This window comes from Brevinematales bacterium (genome assembly GCA_026415355.1).
In the GTDB taxonomy this organism is placed as follows: Bacteria; Spirochaetota; Brevinematia; order DTOW01; family DTOW01; genus SKYB106.
Map to the genome: position 1 here is coordinate 1 of JAOAHF010000022.1, position 12,456 is coordinate 12,456.

Annotated in this window: 16 protein-coding genes; 12 read left to right on the plus strand and 4 right to left on the minus strand. The window is 31.4% G+C overall.

All coding sequences use genetic code 11. The annotated features are described in order from the left end of the window. The first annotated feature begins 134 nt into the window (after positions 1 to 134). From N2712_07510 to N2712_07545, 8 genes are all read left to right on the plus strand, one after another. Entirely contained in the window at positions 135 to 974 is an 840-nt protein-coding gene (locus tag N2712_07510; protein ID MCX8029821.1) for a glycine--tRNA ligase subunit alpha, read from the plus strand. A gap of 80 nt (positions 975 to 1,054) precedes the next feature. Further along, entirely contained in the window at positions 1,055 to 1,513 is a 459-nt protein-coding gene (locus tag N2712_07515; protein MCX8029822.1) for an N-acetyltransferase, read from the plus strand. Between the two features lie 155 nt (positions 1,514 to 1,668). Further along, entirely contained in the window at positions 1,669 to 2,589 is a 921-nt protein-coding gene (locus N2712_07520; GenBank protein ID MCX8029823.1) for a hypothetical protein, read from the plus strand. Between the two features lie 15 nt (positions 2,590 to 2,604). Then, positions 2,605 to 2,865 carry a SpoVG family protein gene (locus N2712_07525; protein MCX8029824.1) on the plus strand — a complete coding sequence of 87 codons (261 nt, stop codon included), beginning with the start codon at positions 2,605 to 2,607 and terminating at the stop codon, positions 2,863 to 2,865. Positions 2,866 to 2,901: 36 nt separating this feature from the next. Next, the gene (gene map / locus N2712_07530; protein ID MCX8029825.1) at positions 2,902 to 3,681 is read left to right on the plus strand and encodes a type I methionyl aminopeptidase; all 780 of its coding nucleotides are present in this window, start codon (positions 2,902 to 2,904) and stop codon (positions 3,679 to 3,681) included. 57 nt (positions 3,682 to 3,738) lie between these two features. Then, entirely contained in the window at positions 3,739 to 4,386 is a 648-nt protein-coding gene (locus N2712_07535; GenBank protein MCX8029826.1) for a hypothetical protein, read from the plus strand. Continuing rightward, on the plus strand, positions 4,328 to 5,314 hold the full coding sequence (gene holA, locus N2712_07540; protein ID MCX8029827.1) for a DNA polymerase III subunit delta: 987 nt from the start codon (positions 4,328 to 4,330) through the stop codon (positions 5,312 to 5,314). Before N2712_07535 ends, holA begins: the two co-directional genes overlap by 59 nt. A 299-nt stretch (positions 5,315 to 5,613) precedes the next feature. After that, positions 5,614 to 6,120 carry a hypothetical protein gene (locus N2712_07545; GenBank protein ID MCX8029828.1) on the plus strand — a complete coding sequence of 169 codons (507 nt, stop codon included), beginning with the start codon at positions 5,614 to 5,616 and terminating at the stop codon, positions 6,118 to 6,120. Positions 6,121 to 6,122: 2 nt separating this feature from the next. Here N2712_07545 and N2712_07550 read toward each other — a convergent pair whose 3' ends face one another. Further along, positions 6,123 to 6,743 (minus strand): tetratricopeptide repeat protein, encoded by a 621-nt coding sequence (locus N2712_07550; protein MCX8029829.1) that lies wholly within the window; start codon positions 6,741 to 6,743, stop codon positions 6,123 to 6,125. A gap of 134 nt (positions 6,744 to 6,877) precedes the next feature. On the opposite strand from N2712_07550, the gene N2712_07555 reads away from it, so the two are divergent. Beyond that, the gene (locus N2712_07555; GenBank protein ID MCX8029830.1) at positions 6,878 to 7,321 is read left to right on the plus strand and encodes an A24 family peptidase; all 444 of its coding nucleotides are present in this window, start codon (positions 6,878 to 6,880) and stop codon (positions 7,319 to 7,321) included. Here N2712_07555 and N2712_07560 read toward each other — a convergent pair. Next, positions 7,301 to 8,098 carry a ZIP family metal transporter gene (locus N2712_07560; GenBank protein MCX8029831.1) on the minus strand — a complete coding sequence of 266 codons (798 nt, stop codon included), beginning with the start codon at positions 8,096 to 8,098 and terminating at the stop codon, positions 7,301 to 7,303. The genes N2712_07555 and N2712_07560 overlap by 21 nt on opposite strands. A gap of 152 nt (positions 8,099 to 8,250) precedes the next feature. Between N2712_07560 and N2712_07565 the strand changes: the two genes are divergently transcribed. The 3 genes from N2712_07565 (at position 8,251) to N2712_07575 (ending at position 11,175) form a co-directional block, all read left to right on the plus strand. Continuing rightward, positions 8,251 to 9,237: a hypothetical protein gene (locus tag N2712_07565; GenBank protein ID MCX8029832.1), complete on the plus strand. Its 987-nt coding sequence runs from the start codon at positions 8,251 to 8,253 to the stop codon at positions 9,235 to 9,237. Beyond that, positions 9,238 to 9,819 (plus strand): imidazoleglycerol-phosphate dehydratase HisB, encoded by a 582-nt coding sequence (gene hisB, locus N2712_07570; GenBank protein MCX8029833.1) that lies wholly within the window; start codon positions 9,238 to 9,240, stop codon positions 9,817 to 9,819. An 84-nt stretch (positions 9,820 to 9,903) separates the two neighbouring features. Further along, positions 9,904 to 11,175 (plus strand): DUF6175 family protein, encoded by a 1,272-nt coding sequence (locus N2712_07575; protein MCX8029834.1) that lies wholly within the window; start codon positions 9,904 to 9,906, stop codon positions 11,173 to 11,175. A gap of 56 nt (positions 11,176 to 11,231) precedes the next feature. Here the strand turns inward: N2712_07575 and N2712_07580 are convergent, their stop codons facing one another. Together N2712_07580 and N2712_07585 are read right to left on the minus strand one after the other, a co-directional pair. Continuing rightward, complete coding sequence (locus N2712_07580; GenBank protein MCX8029835.1) at positions 11,232 to 11,684, minus strand: hypothetical protein; 453 nt, start codon at positions 11,682 to 11,684, stop codon at positions 11,232 to 11,234. A 2-nt stretch (positions 11,685 to 11,686) separates the two neighbouring features. Continuing rightward, positions 11,687 to 12,310, minus strand: a complete 624-nt coding sequence (locus tag N2712_07585) for a hypothetical protein (protein ID MCX8029836.1) — start codon at positions 12,308 to 12,310, stop codon at positions 11,687 to 11,689. Positions 12,311 to 12,456: the final 146 nt, after the last annotated feature.

Sequence of the window (12,456 nt, forward strand, 5' to 3'; positions counted from 1 at the left end):
AAAGTAAAATTTTTCATGTTTTTACAATGCTTGTACATATATGTCCATCAAATCACAGATACTAATATCCTTTATATGCTATACCATCTTACAGAGTTTGATAAAGTGTGATTTCTTTATATAATATACTTGTTATGTATTTTCAAGAAGTTTTGATGACACTCAAAAAATTTTGGGCTGAAAAAGGATGTGTAATAAGAGAGGGGTGGGATGTTGAGGTAGGAGCTGGAACATTTAATCCTGATACCTTCTTGAGAGTTTTAGGCAAGAAACCTTGGAATGTTGCCTATGTCGAACCATGTAGGAGACCTACTGATGGTAGATATGGGCAAAACCCAAATAGACTTGGTTTTTATTATCAATTTCAGGTTATTATGAAGCCTTCTCCTATAGATATCCAAGAGATGTATCTCGAAAGTTTAGAAAGACTTGGAATAAATACAAAAGAACATGATATAAGGTTTGTTCATGATGATTGGGAATCTCCTACACTTGGGGCTTGGGGATTAGGATGGGAAGTTTGGTTGGATGGTATGGAGATAACGCAGTTTACCTACTTTCAATCAGTAGGTGGTATTGATCTCGATCCTATACCTGTTGAGATTACATATGGTTCAGAGAGAATTACTATGTATCTTCAGGATGTTGACAATGTATTTGATCTTATGTGGAATGAGAATGTCAAGTATGGTGATTTGCAAAAATACTTTGAGTATGAATACTCTGTTTATAATTTTGAATTTGCCAATACTGAGCTGTATTTTGAGTTATTCAACAAGTTCGAGAATGAGGCTAAAAAACTAATTGAAAGAAAACTCATATTCCCTGCTTATGACTTTGTTATGAAATGTTCTCATATTTTTAATACACTTGATGCAAGAAATGCTATAAGTATTACCGAGAGAGCTAATTACATATCAAGGGTTAGAGAATTAGCATCATTGTCTGCTAAGCTTTGGAATGAGCTACAATAAACATTGAAAATTACTACAGAAACCCGTTGTGACAAGTTTTGGTTTCGTTAAGTGTAATTTTGTGAGGGAGTTGAGTAGCTATGGATATAGTGATAAGGGAAGCTAATCTTGACGATGTTGACAAAATATATGATATCATTCAACCTTATGTCGAAAAGGGAGAGCTTATACCTAGAACTAAAGATGATATTTCAGATCATATAAGAAACTTTATAGTTGCCGAGATTAATGGTGTGGTTATAGGTTGCATGGCTGTTAAATTCTACAGTAAAGAAATGACAGAATTTAGAACTTTAGTTGTATCTGAGAATTTTCAAGGTAAAGGTATAGGCAAGATGCTGGTAGAGAGAGGTTTGGAAATAGTTAAACAAGTGGGTGTTAAGAGGGTTTTTGTGTTAACAAGAAGTGAAGGTTTTTTTAAGAAGCTTGGATTTGAAACTGTAGAAAAAGAAATATTTCCTGAAAAGGTTTGGTCAGACTGTATATTATGTCCGAAGTTAAATTCTTGTGATGAAATTGCAATGGTAAAAAGAATTTAATTTGCTTTAGAGTTTCGAAGGTTATGAGGTATATTATACTTGGAAATTTCTGTGAGGTTTTTAAGAAGTTGTGTAGAGATATATAGGTAATTCTAATACTAGTCAGTGTTAGTTACATTATGTTCGAGAAATTTTTATGTTTATGGAGGATGAGAATGAGGTATACTGTTTTAACGTCATCAAAGATAAATTTAGGTCTTACTGTTGTAGGTAGATTATCTAACGGGTACCATGAAATAGAGAGTATATTCTTACCTTTGGGAGTATATGATAAGATTATATGTGAATTCAGACTCGATGATTTTGGGAAAGAAATAGAAATTTATGGTAATTATGCTTCTGGTTTACCAAGGGATAACAAAAATATAGTTTGGAAAGTTGTAGAGTTTGTCGAGAGTGTTATTTCAAAGAAAATAGGTTTTAACATAAAAATTTACAAAAATATACCTACAGGAGCAGGTCTTGGAGGTGGAAGTGGAAATGGAGCTGGTGTTCTTTTGGCTTTGATGAGATTTTTAGACGGAGTTATATCAGTTGAGGATAAATCTTTTATTTTATCGAATATACATAGTGTTGGTGCGGATATTCCTTTTTTTCTTAATTTGGGTGGTTGTGTTGTTCAGGGAGTAGGAGAAAAAGTCGATTATATAGAAGGTTTGGTTGATTTATTTTTGAAGTATAACGTGGTAATTGTATATCCTAACTTAGTAGTATCGACGAAGGAAGCATACGATTATATATCAAGAAACAAACTTTATGATCCAAAACGATGGGCTTTTGGTGTTGCTTATGGTCTTGTTAGAGGTAATATCAAACTTGAGGATCTAAAGGATATGTTGAAAAACACATTTGAGTTATTCATAATAAACAAAGTTATAGGGGAAATAAAAGAGGAGTTCTACTTGATGGGAGCTTTATTTGCATTAATGAGTGGTAGTGGATCGAGTGTTTATGGTATTTTTGATAGAGAGATTAATGTTGAAGATGTAAAGAGAAATTTATTAAAAAAGTTTAGTATTTCGAATGAAAATGTTTATGTAACAAGGTTTGTAAAAGAACCTGTCAAATTTATCTAGTTTCTGGAGGTCTGTATGAAGATTACCGATGTTAAGGTCAAAAAACTTTCTACTGATGGTAGAAAGAGTAGCAAGGTCAAGGGTGTTGCGTCTGTTACTTTTGACGATCAGTTTGTAGTTCACAACATTAAAATTGTTGAAGGTAGAGGGAAGTTATTTATCTCTATGCCTTCAAGGAAAGTGGGTAATCAAAACAAAGATATTGCTCATCCTATAACATCCGATTTCAGAAAAGAATTGGAGGATGCTATTATATCGCAGTATAATGCTATTTAGTTCAATAGGGGGTATGCCCCCTGTAGATTTTTGTTTATGTCCGGAGATATAATAATAAAAACCTCTGATGAAATTAGAAGAATAAGGGAAGCTTCTAGGATTGTTGCTAAAACTCTTTCTTATCTTGAGAAGTATATCAAACCTGGTATTTCGACACTTGAGTTGGATAGTATAGCTGAAGACTTTATACTTTCATTGGGAGGTAAACCTGCTTTCAAAGGATATACAGTTACGAATGGTAAGAATGTCATAAGGTATAACCATTCTATATGTGCTTCGGTTAATGAAGTGGTTATACATGGAGTACCGTCTAAAGATGTTGTGCTTAGAGATGGGGATATAATATCTATTGATGTTGGAGTTGTATTTGATGATTATTACGGTGATGGTGCTAGAACTTATTTTGTTGGTGATGTTTCTATTATAAAAAGAAAACTTTCTGAAGTTACAAAGCAAGCCTTAATGTTGGCTATAGAGATAAGTAGGCCAGGTGTTAGAGTTGGTGAGATATCAAGAGTTATATATGAGTATGTTAGGAAAAACGGGTTTGATGTTATAAGAGGATATACAGTGCATGGTGTAGGTAAATATCTTCATGAAAGCCCCCCAATACCAAATTATCCTACAGGGTTGGGACCTAAACTTAGACAGGGTATGACTATTGCTATTGAGCCTATGGTGGTTTCTGGAGTATATAAGATTAGGATATTAGATGATGGATGGTCTGTTTGTACTCTAGATGGTAAACCATCGGCTCACTGGGAACATACTGTTCTAATAACGGATTCAATACCAGAAATACTAACTATGGATTAGTTTGCTGTTTCTAATTTTATTTGAAAAACTATTGAAACCTTAATTAAATTTTAAAAGGTGCTTAGAAATCTTAAAGTTTTAATAATATTAGTAGTTTTCATAACGTTGATAGGTTGTTTCGGTAGAAACTTTAAACTCGATACATTCAATGTACAGGAGGAAATTAAAAAAAGTAGGATTAAACTAAATATTGTAGAGAGTCAGATGGATATCAAACAGAAAAGTTACTTTGTCAGTACTATCAAAAATTATTTTTACAAGTACACAGACATATTAGTAGTAGATGATAACAGTTATGAAATTATCGTTAATTTTTATGTATCAAATCTTGGAGTTACTCTAGTTCAAAAGGTTGATACAAACATTATAAGACTAGATTTTGTTGGCTCTTTAGATATGTTCTATACAAATTCTGTGTATGTATTTTCGAATAAATCATTTTACTATACATCTGTAACGAATATTGCTGCTAGCGTCTTTAGTGATTTGTTCTTTAGGAATATTTTTATGGAGGATATTTATAACAAGTTTCTTAATGATGTTGCGTTTAACCTTGTTTACGTGGTGTCTACAGGATGGAAAGGAAGTTATGGATACTATTCTTCTAAAGATGGTATAATTCAGTCGATATTTGGAGGTAGTACAAATGAAGAAACAACAAGGCGTACAAACCGCAGGAATATACCTACTATTGGGGGAGAATAATTTTGAAAAGGAAGAATTTTTGAGAAGACTTATATTAGATTTTTCTAAAGGAAAGTCTGTGAGTTTGATTAGTATTGATTATAGTGAAGATCAAGCTATACATAAGTTCATAGCTGAGCTTAGGACATCATCACTTTTTACTTCTTATAAAATTGTATTACTCAAGAATCTAGATAAGCCTATGACTAGGCAGGAAAGAGAGCTTATAGTCGAGCTTTTGGGGAGTTTTTATAGTAATGAAATTTTGGTAGTTATCATTTCATCTTTATCGCCTTATAAGTTTGATAAAACAGTATCTACGTTGATAGAAGGTAAAGGAGGTGTTGTAAAAGCTTTTTGGAAGATATCTCAAAGTGAATTGCCTAATTATGTATTGAATTTGTTATCAAAAAGTGGTGTTGAAACTTCGAAGGAGCTTGTTAAAGTTCTTATTGAGAGAAATGGTCAGAATATTAATGGTATAATTGAAGATATAAAGTATGTAAGAGGATACTTTAGTAATGTTGATTATATAAGTGCAGCAAAATTTATAGAAGTGTTGATGGAAAAGTATGGAGAAGGTAGTATATTTGATTTGGTAAATGCCGTAATAAAAGGCGATAAGCATAGAGTTATTATGTTAATAAGACACTTAATAGAAAGAGGAGAAGATTTGTTTTTGTTGGGTACTTTACTCTATTCACAGTTGTATAAGATTATAAGGATTAAAAGGTATTTAGAGGTTCAGACTTCGGATGAGGAGATATCTAAACAACTCGAAATGTCGGTGTATGAAGTTAGAAATCTGAAAGATTTGGTGAAATACGTAGATAATAGAAGAGCTAAAAGACTTTTGGAGTTTATAGTAGAATTTGAAATATTCGTAAGAAATTTTAATGATATTTCAAAAGTTTCTGGTATCGAAAGTTACATATTAAACAATCTCTGATATAGGAAGTTGATGTTGAGCTAAGTAGTATATATGGTTTATTTTATTTAGCGTGCATGTAGATGTGATGGTGTTTATAGAAATTATTTTTTAATATTCTGCTATGAGTTTTATGAGGTAATGGATTTTTTAAAATTTTAGTGTTTACCAGAAATACTAAAATTTTGTTTAGCATTAGTTTATGAATGTTTTATTAGATAATATATCAAATTTAGTTTTATATTATCATGATTTTTTAGCGACAGTGTTGTTTTGTTTTTATAGAAAGTTTGTTATATTATTTTATGTGGAGGTGTGTAATGAAACATTTTTCAACTTTAACATTATTAGCTATGATATTTATGCTTTCTCTGGTAATGTTTAGTAACGTTAGTTTCGGAGAAACGATTGAGGAAATTGAGGATATTCTTGTTAATTACAAAGAGCAAGGATATAAGTTTGTTAAGAAGCTTTCTAGAGGATTTTGGCAGGTCAATTTGACAACTTCTCAGGGTTATTCAAAGGATGTTTATGTTTACGTTAGTGTTAATAATAAAAATCCGAATTTTGATATAGTTTATGTTTATACTACAATTAAGATTTATACTGATCAAGATATTAGAAATTCTCTGGATAAACTTGTATTTGCTTTACAACGAAATTCATCTGAAGCTGAATGGGGTACTTTCTCTCTTTATAATGAACAGGGGAAGTGGTATCTAGATTATAATGTCAAGTTAAGAAGAATGTATGCTGATTCTACTCATGTTATGAATGCTATTGGATGGGTTGTAGGTGCTGCTAGTGTATATGAAAAACAATTTTGATATTATTTCAATAACAGTTTTGCTTTTGAGTAGGCTTCTTCTGACTTAGATTTGAGGCCTTCTTTTTTGTATTTATTACCTAACTTTATGTAGATATTTCTAAGTTTAGATTTGAAGATGTTTTCATCAAAATCTCCCCATGAAGGATTATGTAGAAATTTTTCTCCTGCTGTTGCTGCCTCTTCCAACCTACCAATGCTTTCAAGGGAGTTTATAAGTCTAAAGTAGAAAAATGCTGAGTTCGTTAGTGATGTAAGTTTTTCATAAACTAGTACAGCATTGTTAAACTTTTTCTGTTTATAGTATATGTTACCTATTATAGAAAGTGTTATTGTATTATCTCCTTCTTCCAGAGTAAGTGATATTGATAGATATTTTAGTGCTTCATCGAGAATATTTTTCCTGTAGTAAGATAGTCCTATCATTCTGTAGGGTAAGGGGTCGTTAGGATTTAGCTCAGATGCTTTTTTGAAAATATCTATTGCCTTATCATACTCCTCAAGTTTGTAATATGCTATACCTTCTGAAATATGTGTTGAGTATAAGCTCTTGGTAAATGCTTCGTTGACTAGAGTTAATAAAATGGTAATAAGTAATGTTCTAGAAACTGAACTTATTTTCATGTACATATTATAAAACGCTACTGAGATGTATTAAAATAAAGTTTTTTGAAAAATTGTCAATATCAGTTTTTGTAATTTTACATTATTGTGAAACTGAATTTGTTTTATTGGAACGTAAAAAATATTCGTAATTTATGGAAATTGTTCAAATTGTTTTCAACAGTGTTATTTTGGTAATTCTTTCTGCTTTTGATATTAAAACAAGGACTGTTCCAAATTACATAACAGTACCTTACATTTTGTTGGGTTTTTTGTTTATTATTTTGTTTCCTGATAACTGTTTAAACCTTATGAATACTTTTGAGTTTCTAATAATAGTTTTAGTAATGTTTATTTATTCAAAATTACGAAATTTTGATTTTTTTGATGTTTTTGGTGGTGGGGACATCAAAGTTGTTTTTGGATTATCTTTGATGAGTAGTTTTGAGATTTTTAATATTTCTCTAATATTTGGTTCTCTTTTAGGGATGTTGTGGGGTATTGTTAAAAGACGCAAAGGAATTCCGTTTATACCATTTTTGTTTTTAGGATATCTAGTAGGTGTAATATGGTATGTGTTATATAATTACGTTATCTAAGGTCATCATTAACACAAATCCTATTATTACTCCTGCGGTTGAGATATCAGTATTACCAGACATTTGAGACTCAGGTATTACTTCTTCGATGACTATATAAAACATAGCACCTGCTGCGAATGCTAGGCTTATAGGTAAAAAGTGAGGTATTGCTGCTATTACTAAAAAACCTATTATTCCACCTATTATCTCAGAGAATCCTGACATAACTCCGTACAGAAAACTTTTCAATTTACCGACACCATAGGCGAGTAATGCTCCTGATAATGCCAATCCTTCGGGTATATTTTGTATACCTATACCTATAGCAACTGGAATGCCGCTATAGTTCGGTAGTAGTTCCATAGCACCTAGTGCGATTCCTACAGCAAATCCTTCCGGTATATGATGAAGTGTCATTGCTAAGTAAAGTAGAATGGGTTTTTTGAAGTTTGTTGATATACCTTCCACTTTTGTTGAGTCTATGTGAAGGTGTGGTATTAGAGTGTCAAGTAATTTTATTGCTAGAGTTCCCATTATAAATGCTCCTCCTGCTAAAATCCAGCCGGGTATATTCAAAAACTCAGATATATTCATGGAAGGTACTAGCAAGGACCATATACTTGCTGCTAACATAACACCTGCAGAAAAGCCTAGTAAGAAATCTAAAACTTTTCTATTTGGTGTATTAAAAATGAAAATTCCAAGAGAGCCTAAATTATTCAACATCCAGGTAAACAATACACCTATTATAACAAGAAGAGATGGGTTTATTTCGCTTAGAGCTGTTGTATTCATGCCTAGGGACTTTAGTATATAGCAATAATTTTAACAGAGTCAAGATTTAAATCTTGGATTTACTGAAGTTTTTTGATAAATTGAATTCTAAACATTTGTTCTTTAGAATTTAGGTGTGTTAAAATCATGCCGAAAATTTGATGGGGTTATAAATGCCGGAGTCTTCAATACCAGCATATGGTGTTATAAAGTGTAGGTTTAAAGCTATTAGTACAAATACATTTGGTATAGCCTTCATATCTTTTAATCTTCTTTCGAAGAGTTTGGAAAAAATACAGGTTGCTTCTTCTCATTTTAGTTCAATATACGAGAATAATCCTCAGATGCCTTGGTATGATTTTGAAGAAAAAATAATAAATGTGAAATGGAAAGGAGAGTATTCAATAAGTATAACAAATGATATTCAAAAGGCATTGGATTATGAACTTAAATCGAAAGAGAGAGTTGATGAAATAATATACTTTATATCGAAAAGTGCAACTCCTAAAATTGCTGAGTTTATTCAAAGTGTTCTACAAAGACCTACGGGTGATAGGAATGTAACTGTAGATGTTGAGATTGAGACAGTAAGTCAGGAAGAGATAGAAGAAATAAATGTCAAGCGAATGAAAAAGGAAGTAGATAAAAAGGTATATCAACACCAACAAGCTTCTAAGCAAGATTCTGATGAGTTTAATTTACCACCTAATTCTATAGTCCTTGAAGCTTCTCTTGTACTCTCGCCTATAACTGGTGTGCCTGTTTACGAACTCAGACCTGGTGATAAGGTTTTAACAAGAATAACAGAGAAGACCCAAAGAGGACAATACTTTAAAGAACTTCTAGGAGCAATTTCTCCACAAACAAATGAAGAGAGACCTGTACCATCTACAATAGAACAGATAAAAGTGGTGGGTAAAAATTATGTTGTTCTTACGAGTATAGGTCCAGGTATATATGGTAAGTCAATAGAAGAAGACAATGTTAAAGTTAAAAAGTACGAAGGAGAAATAGCGAAGGGATCAAGAGTAGATCAAAGTATTGATGAATCTTCTCTAGTGAAAGAAGATAATACCTTGAATATACTTATCTTTGTTGGTATTGCTGCCGGTGGATTGATGTTAATAGTACTAATACTTATGATGTTGGGGTTCTTCTAAATGAGAAAAGCAAAGGTATTCAGGCAAACTTCTGAAACCTCAATAGAAATTTGTATTGATATTGATGGTAGTGGTTTTTTTCAGGGAGCTACTCAGATTGGATTCTTTGATCATCTTATATCTTCTTTTTCAAAACACTCGTCTATTGATATAGATGTAATTATTTGTAAAGGAGACGTTCATATAGATTTTCATCATCTTATAGAAGATTTTGGTATTGTTCTGGGAGAATGTTTTGACAAAGCGTTAGGTGATAAGAAAGGTATATCAAGATTTGGTTTTGCATCAGTTCCACTTGATGAAGCTCTTTCGCAGGTTTCTGTTGATGTAAGTGGAAGACCTTACCTTTACATAGATGAGAGAATATTGGATGGGTGTATAAGAGAATTTGATATGGAGTTAATAGAAGTTTTTTTCTCAGGTTTTGTTAGAAGTGCTAAAATTGCACTTCATGTGGATTTGGTAAGAGGAGTAAACAAACATCATATTGCAGAATCTGTTTTTAAATCCTTTGCCGTTGCGATAAAAAATGCTGTTAAAATCTCATCGGATGGTATCCCTTCTACCAAGGGAGTTTTGTAGTTAAATTTAATTCCCTTAAGTAGATTCATAGTAGTTGTGAATTTTTTGTTTTGAGATATATAATATTAATTTATGGAGGATAATATGAGAAGAGTTTTTTTGTGTGTTTTAATTTTAGTTTCTTTTTTAGTTTTCGGATGTTCTGAACCAAGGCAAACTAAGGAAAATACAAAAATCTCTCATCAAGAGCAAGTTGGTTTTAAATCTTACGAAGTTGAAGGTGAAGGAGAAGAATACTTTGAAGCTAGGAAAAATGCTATAGCTAGTGGTATAAGAAAAGCAGTAATTGAAATTGTTGGCGACAAAAAATACAGATCTAATTATGATGAGATAGAGGTAAAAATAGTACAGGATAAAAAAGTTGTTAATCAGGTTTCAGAATTCACAAGTACCAAAATATTCGATAGAAATAACAAAAAAGTTGTCTCTGGCATAACAAAAGTAAATTTGGATTTACTAAAGTCATACTTAGATGTTTTGAATCTAGAAGATAATGGTAAGTTGATATCTCAACCACAGCGACAGATATCAAAAGAATTACAGTCTTCTAAAATTTACAAACAAGATGACAGCAGTGTTAGTTTTACTCCTTCTGATAATTCCCCTATTATGGATATCTCATTTCTTGTATTTGTGCCAACCGAGAAGCTTAGTTATCTTGAAAGTGATGAAAACTATAAAATTTTTATAGAACTTATAAACTCAAAGTTATCTGAATATGGTCTTAATTATGTTGACTTTAAAAGAGCTTTAGATCTATCAAAAAAGTTCTATAGTATCTATGAAGAAAAAACAGGGCACACTATGTCTTTAATGCAGATGTTAGCACAAGAACTTAAAGCTGATGTTTATATCGAAGCTGATATTAATGTTAAGACTTCTCTTATTATTGGTAATCTTCCGGATATAACAATAGTCTCTAGTATTAAGTCTTATGATGCTTCAACAGGTAAAGGTCTAGGTACTTCAACAACGACAAAATCTAAAAGATCAAAAATGGATTATTTTCAGTCAAGAGTTGAAGTTATGAATGAAATTGTTGAACAAGAAATACCAAAAATTCTTAAGAATGTGGATGATTATTTTTCAGAAGGTATTCCTATAAATGTTGTTATCGTAGGTTTTAGTAATGTTTCTGAGGAGAAAGAATTTTCAGCAATATTTGATTCCTTACCAGGAATAAGTACTAGAAGAAGAAAGAGTATATCTGGTAATACTTCAGAGTATGATATAGTTTACAAAGGAGGAGCTTCGTATTTTGTTGATGACCTAATAGAAGTAATCTCGGCGATCCAAAAATATTCGAAGGTAAAAATAGATCAAAGCGTTAACAAAGTTATAATTAACCTAAAGTAGTAATTATCATATGTTAATAAGTGAAAAAGTTGTTCTTGAATATTTAGTATTTTAAGTTAGCTAGTGAATAATACAAATATAAATATGGACACAAAGGCTATAAAGTGCAGTATTCCTATCGATATTATCAGTAAAAGTAGAATTAGTAGTAAGCGATACTTGTATTCAGCTGCAGATATAAACCTAGCAAATATTGGTAAAGAAGTAAATGATAAGATGTGTATTATAGAGTATGCTATTCTTTGTGCTAGATTGTTGTCTAGATATGATATTAGTGACAAGGTAATTTGATAATTAGGTAGGTATGAATGTCCTAAAAGTGCTAGTGAAGTAACATTTGTAAAAAGAAGCAAGAATATGAGTATTAAAGGAGTTAAAAAATTGTGAGATTCCTTTATTATGTTATCTATGGGTACAGGTTCTATGCTTTTTGATAGATGTTTCCCAAGCAAGACAGATACTAGCACTAATATTATTTCTATCCATACGAGAGATATTGGAATATACATATCTATTTGTATTTTTCGTACTCAGGGTTATCTGGAAAATATTTTATAGCACAGACTTTATTCCCTTTTTCGTTGTAATATATGCCCCCGTTCCAATATTCTATTGCTGCAAAAAGTGCATTACCCCCATCCATTTCATTTTCATTTCTACCTCTCCAGGAAATATATCTCATGATATTTTCAAAATCTTGTTTATATATTGCTATCGTTCTTGATAAGTTAAATTTGTTCCAATCATCTATTTCTTTGAAACCTTCACCTTCGTCTAGAACTATTATTTTTACTCTTCTATCAAAGGAATACCAAACTTTTACTTTTTTATTTATATCGTTTTTATTTCCGTGTCTTATTGCGTTTTTAATAAGCTCGGAGACTTGCTGCTCTAATAGGTTTGCTTCTCTATAGTATTCGGGAGCATCTTTTACTATAAACATTGCATATTCTCTAAGTCTGTGAATATCACTTCTAAACTCTACATATTGCATATTATCTGTTTTGAAAACTTCATGTGCATCTGATACTACTATGAGTTGCCTTATTTCCAATATATCACCGTTTATTTTTACTAGAAGAGTGTTGTTGTTCTTTTTACCAGTTATTGAGTATTCATAAGGTACTTCAACCATCTTAGATGATCCTCCCTTTCTATAAAACAAATTATGAAAGAAGTACTAGAGATTTTTCAAATACCCTAGAAGGTATTTGAAAAATGTATATAATATTTGTGAATACTTGTGATTTTGATGAATACTTCTTTGCAAATGTAATAAAA

What these genes read in the sequence shown, in the direction of transcription:
- N2712_07510 (MCX8029821.1), top strand. Translation starts at nt 135, where the DNA reads ATGTATTTTCAAGAAGTTTTGATGACACTCAAAAAATTTTGGGCTGAA.
- N2712_07515 (MCX8029822.1), top strand. Translation starts at nt 1,055, where the DNA reads ATGGATATAGTGATAAGGGAAGCTAATCTTGACGATGTTGACAAAATA.
- N2712_07520 (MCX8029823.1), top strand. Translation starts at nt 1,669, where the DNA reads ATGAGGTATACTGTTTTAACGTCATCAAAGATAAATTTAGGTCTTACT.
- N2712_07525 (MCX8029824.1), top strand. Translation starts at nt 2,605, where the DNA reads ATGAAGATTACCGATGTTAAGGTCAAAAAACTTTCTACTGATGGTAGA.
- map (MCX8029825.1), top strand. Translation starts at nt 2,902, where the DNA reads ATGTCCGGAGATATAATAATAAAAACCTCTGATGAAATTAGAAGAATA.
- holA (MCX8029827.1), top strand. Translation starts at nt 4,328, where the DNA reads ATGAAGAAACAACAAGGCGTACAAACCGCAGGAATATACCTACTATTG.
- N2712_07545 (MCX8029828.1), top strand. Translation starts at nt 5,614, where the DNA reads ATGAAACATTTTTCAACTTTAACATTATTAGCTATGATATTTATGCTT.
- N2712_07550 (MCX8029829.1), bottom strand. Translation starts at nt 6,743, where the DNA reads ATGAAAATAAGTTCAGTTTCTAGAACATTACTTATTACCATTTTATTA.
- N2712_07555 (MCX8029830.1), top strand. Translation starts at nt 6,878, where the DNA reads ATGGAAATTGTTCAAATTGTTTTCAACAGTGTTATTTTGGTAATTCTT.
- N2712_07560 (MCX8029831.1), bottom strand. Translation starts at nt 8,098, where the DNA reads ATGAATACAACAGCTCTAAGCGAAATAAACCCATCTCTTCTTGTTATA.
- N2712_07565 (MCX8029832.1), top strand. Translation starts at nt 8,251, where the DNA reads ATGCCGGAGTCTTCAATACCAGCATATGGTGTTATAAAGTGTAGGTTT.
- hisB (MCX8029833.1), top strand. Translation starts at nt 9,238, where the DNA reads ATGAGAAAAGCAAAGGTATTCAGGCAAACTTCTGAAACCTCAATAGAA.
- N2712_07575 (MCX8029834.1), top strand. Translation starts at nt 9,904, where the DNA reads ATGAGAAGAGTTTTTTTGTGTGTTTTAATTTTAGTTTCTTTTTTAGTT.
- N2712_07580 (MCX8029835.1), bottom strand. Translation starts at nt 11,684, where the DNA reads ATGTATATTCCAATATCTCTCGTATGGATAGAAATAATATTAGTGCTA.
- N2712_07585 (MCX8029836.1), bottom strand. Translation starts at nt 12,310, where the DNA reads ATGGTTGAAGTACCTTATGAATACTCAATAACTGGTAAAAAGAACAAC.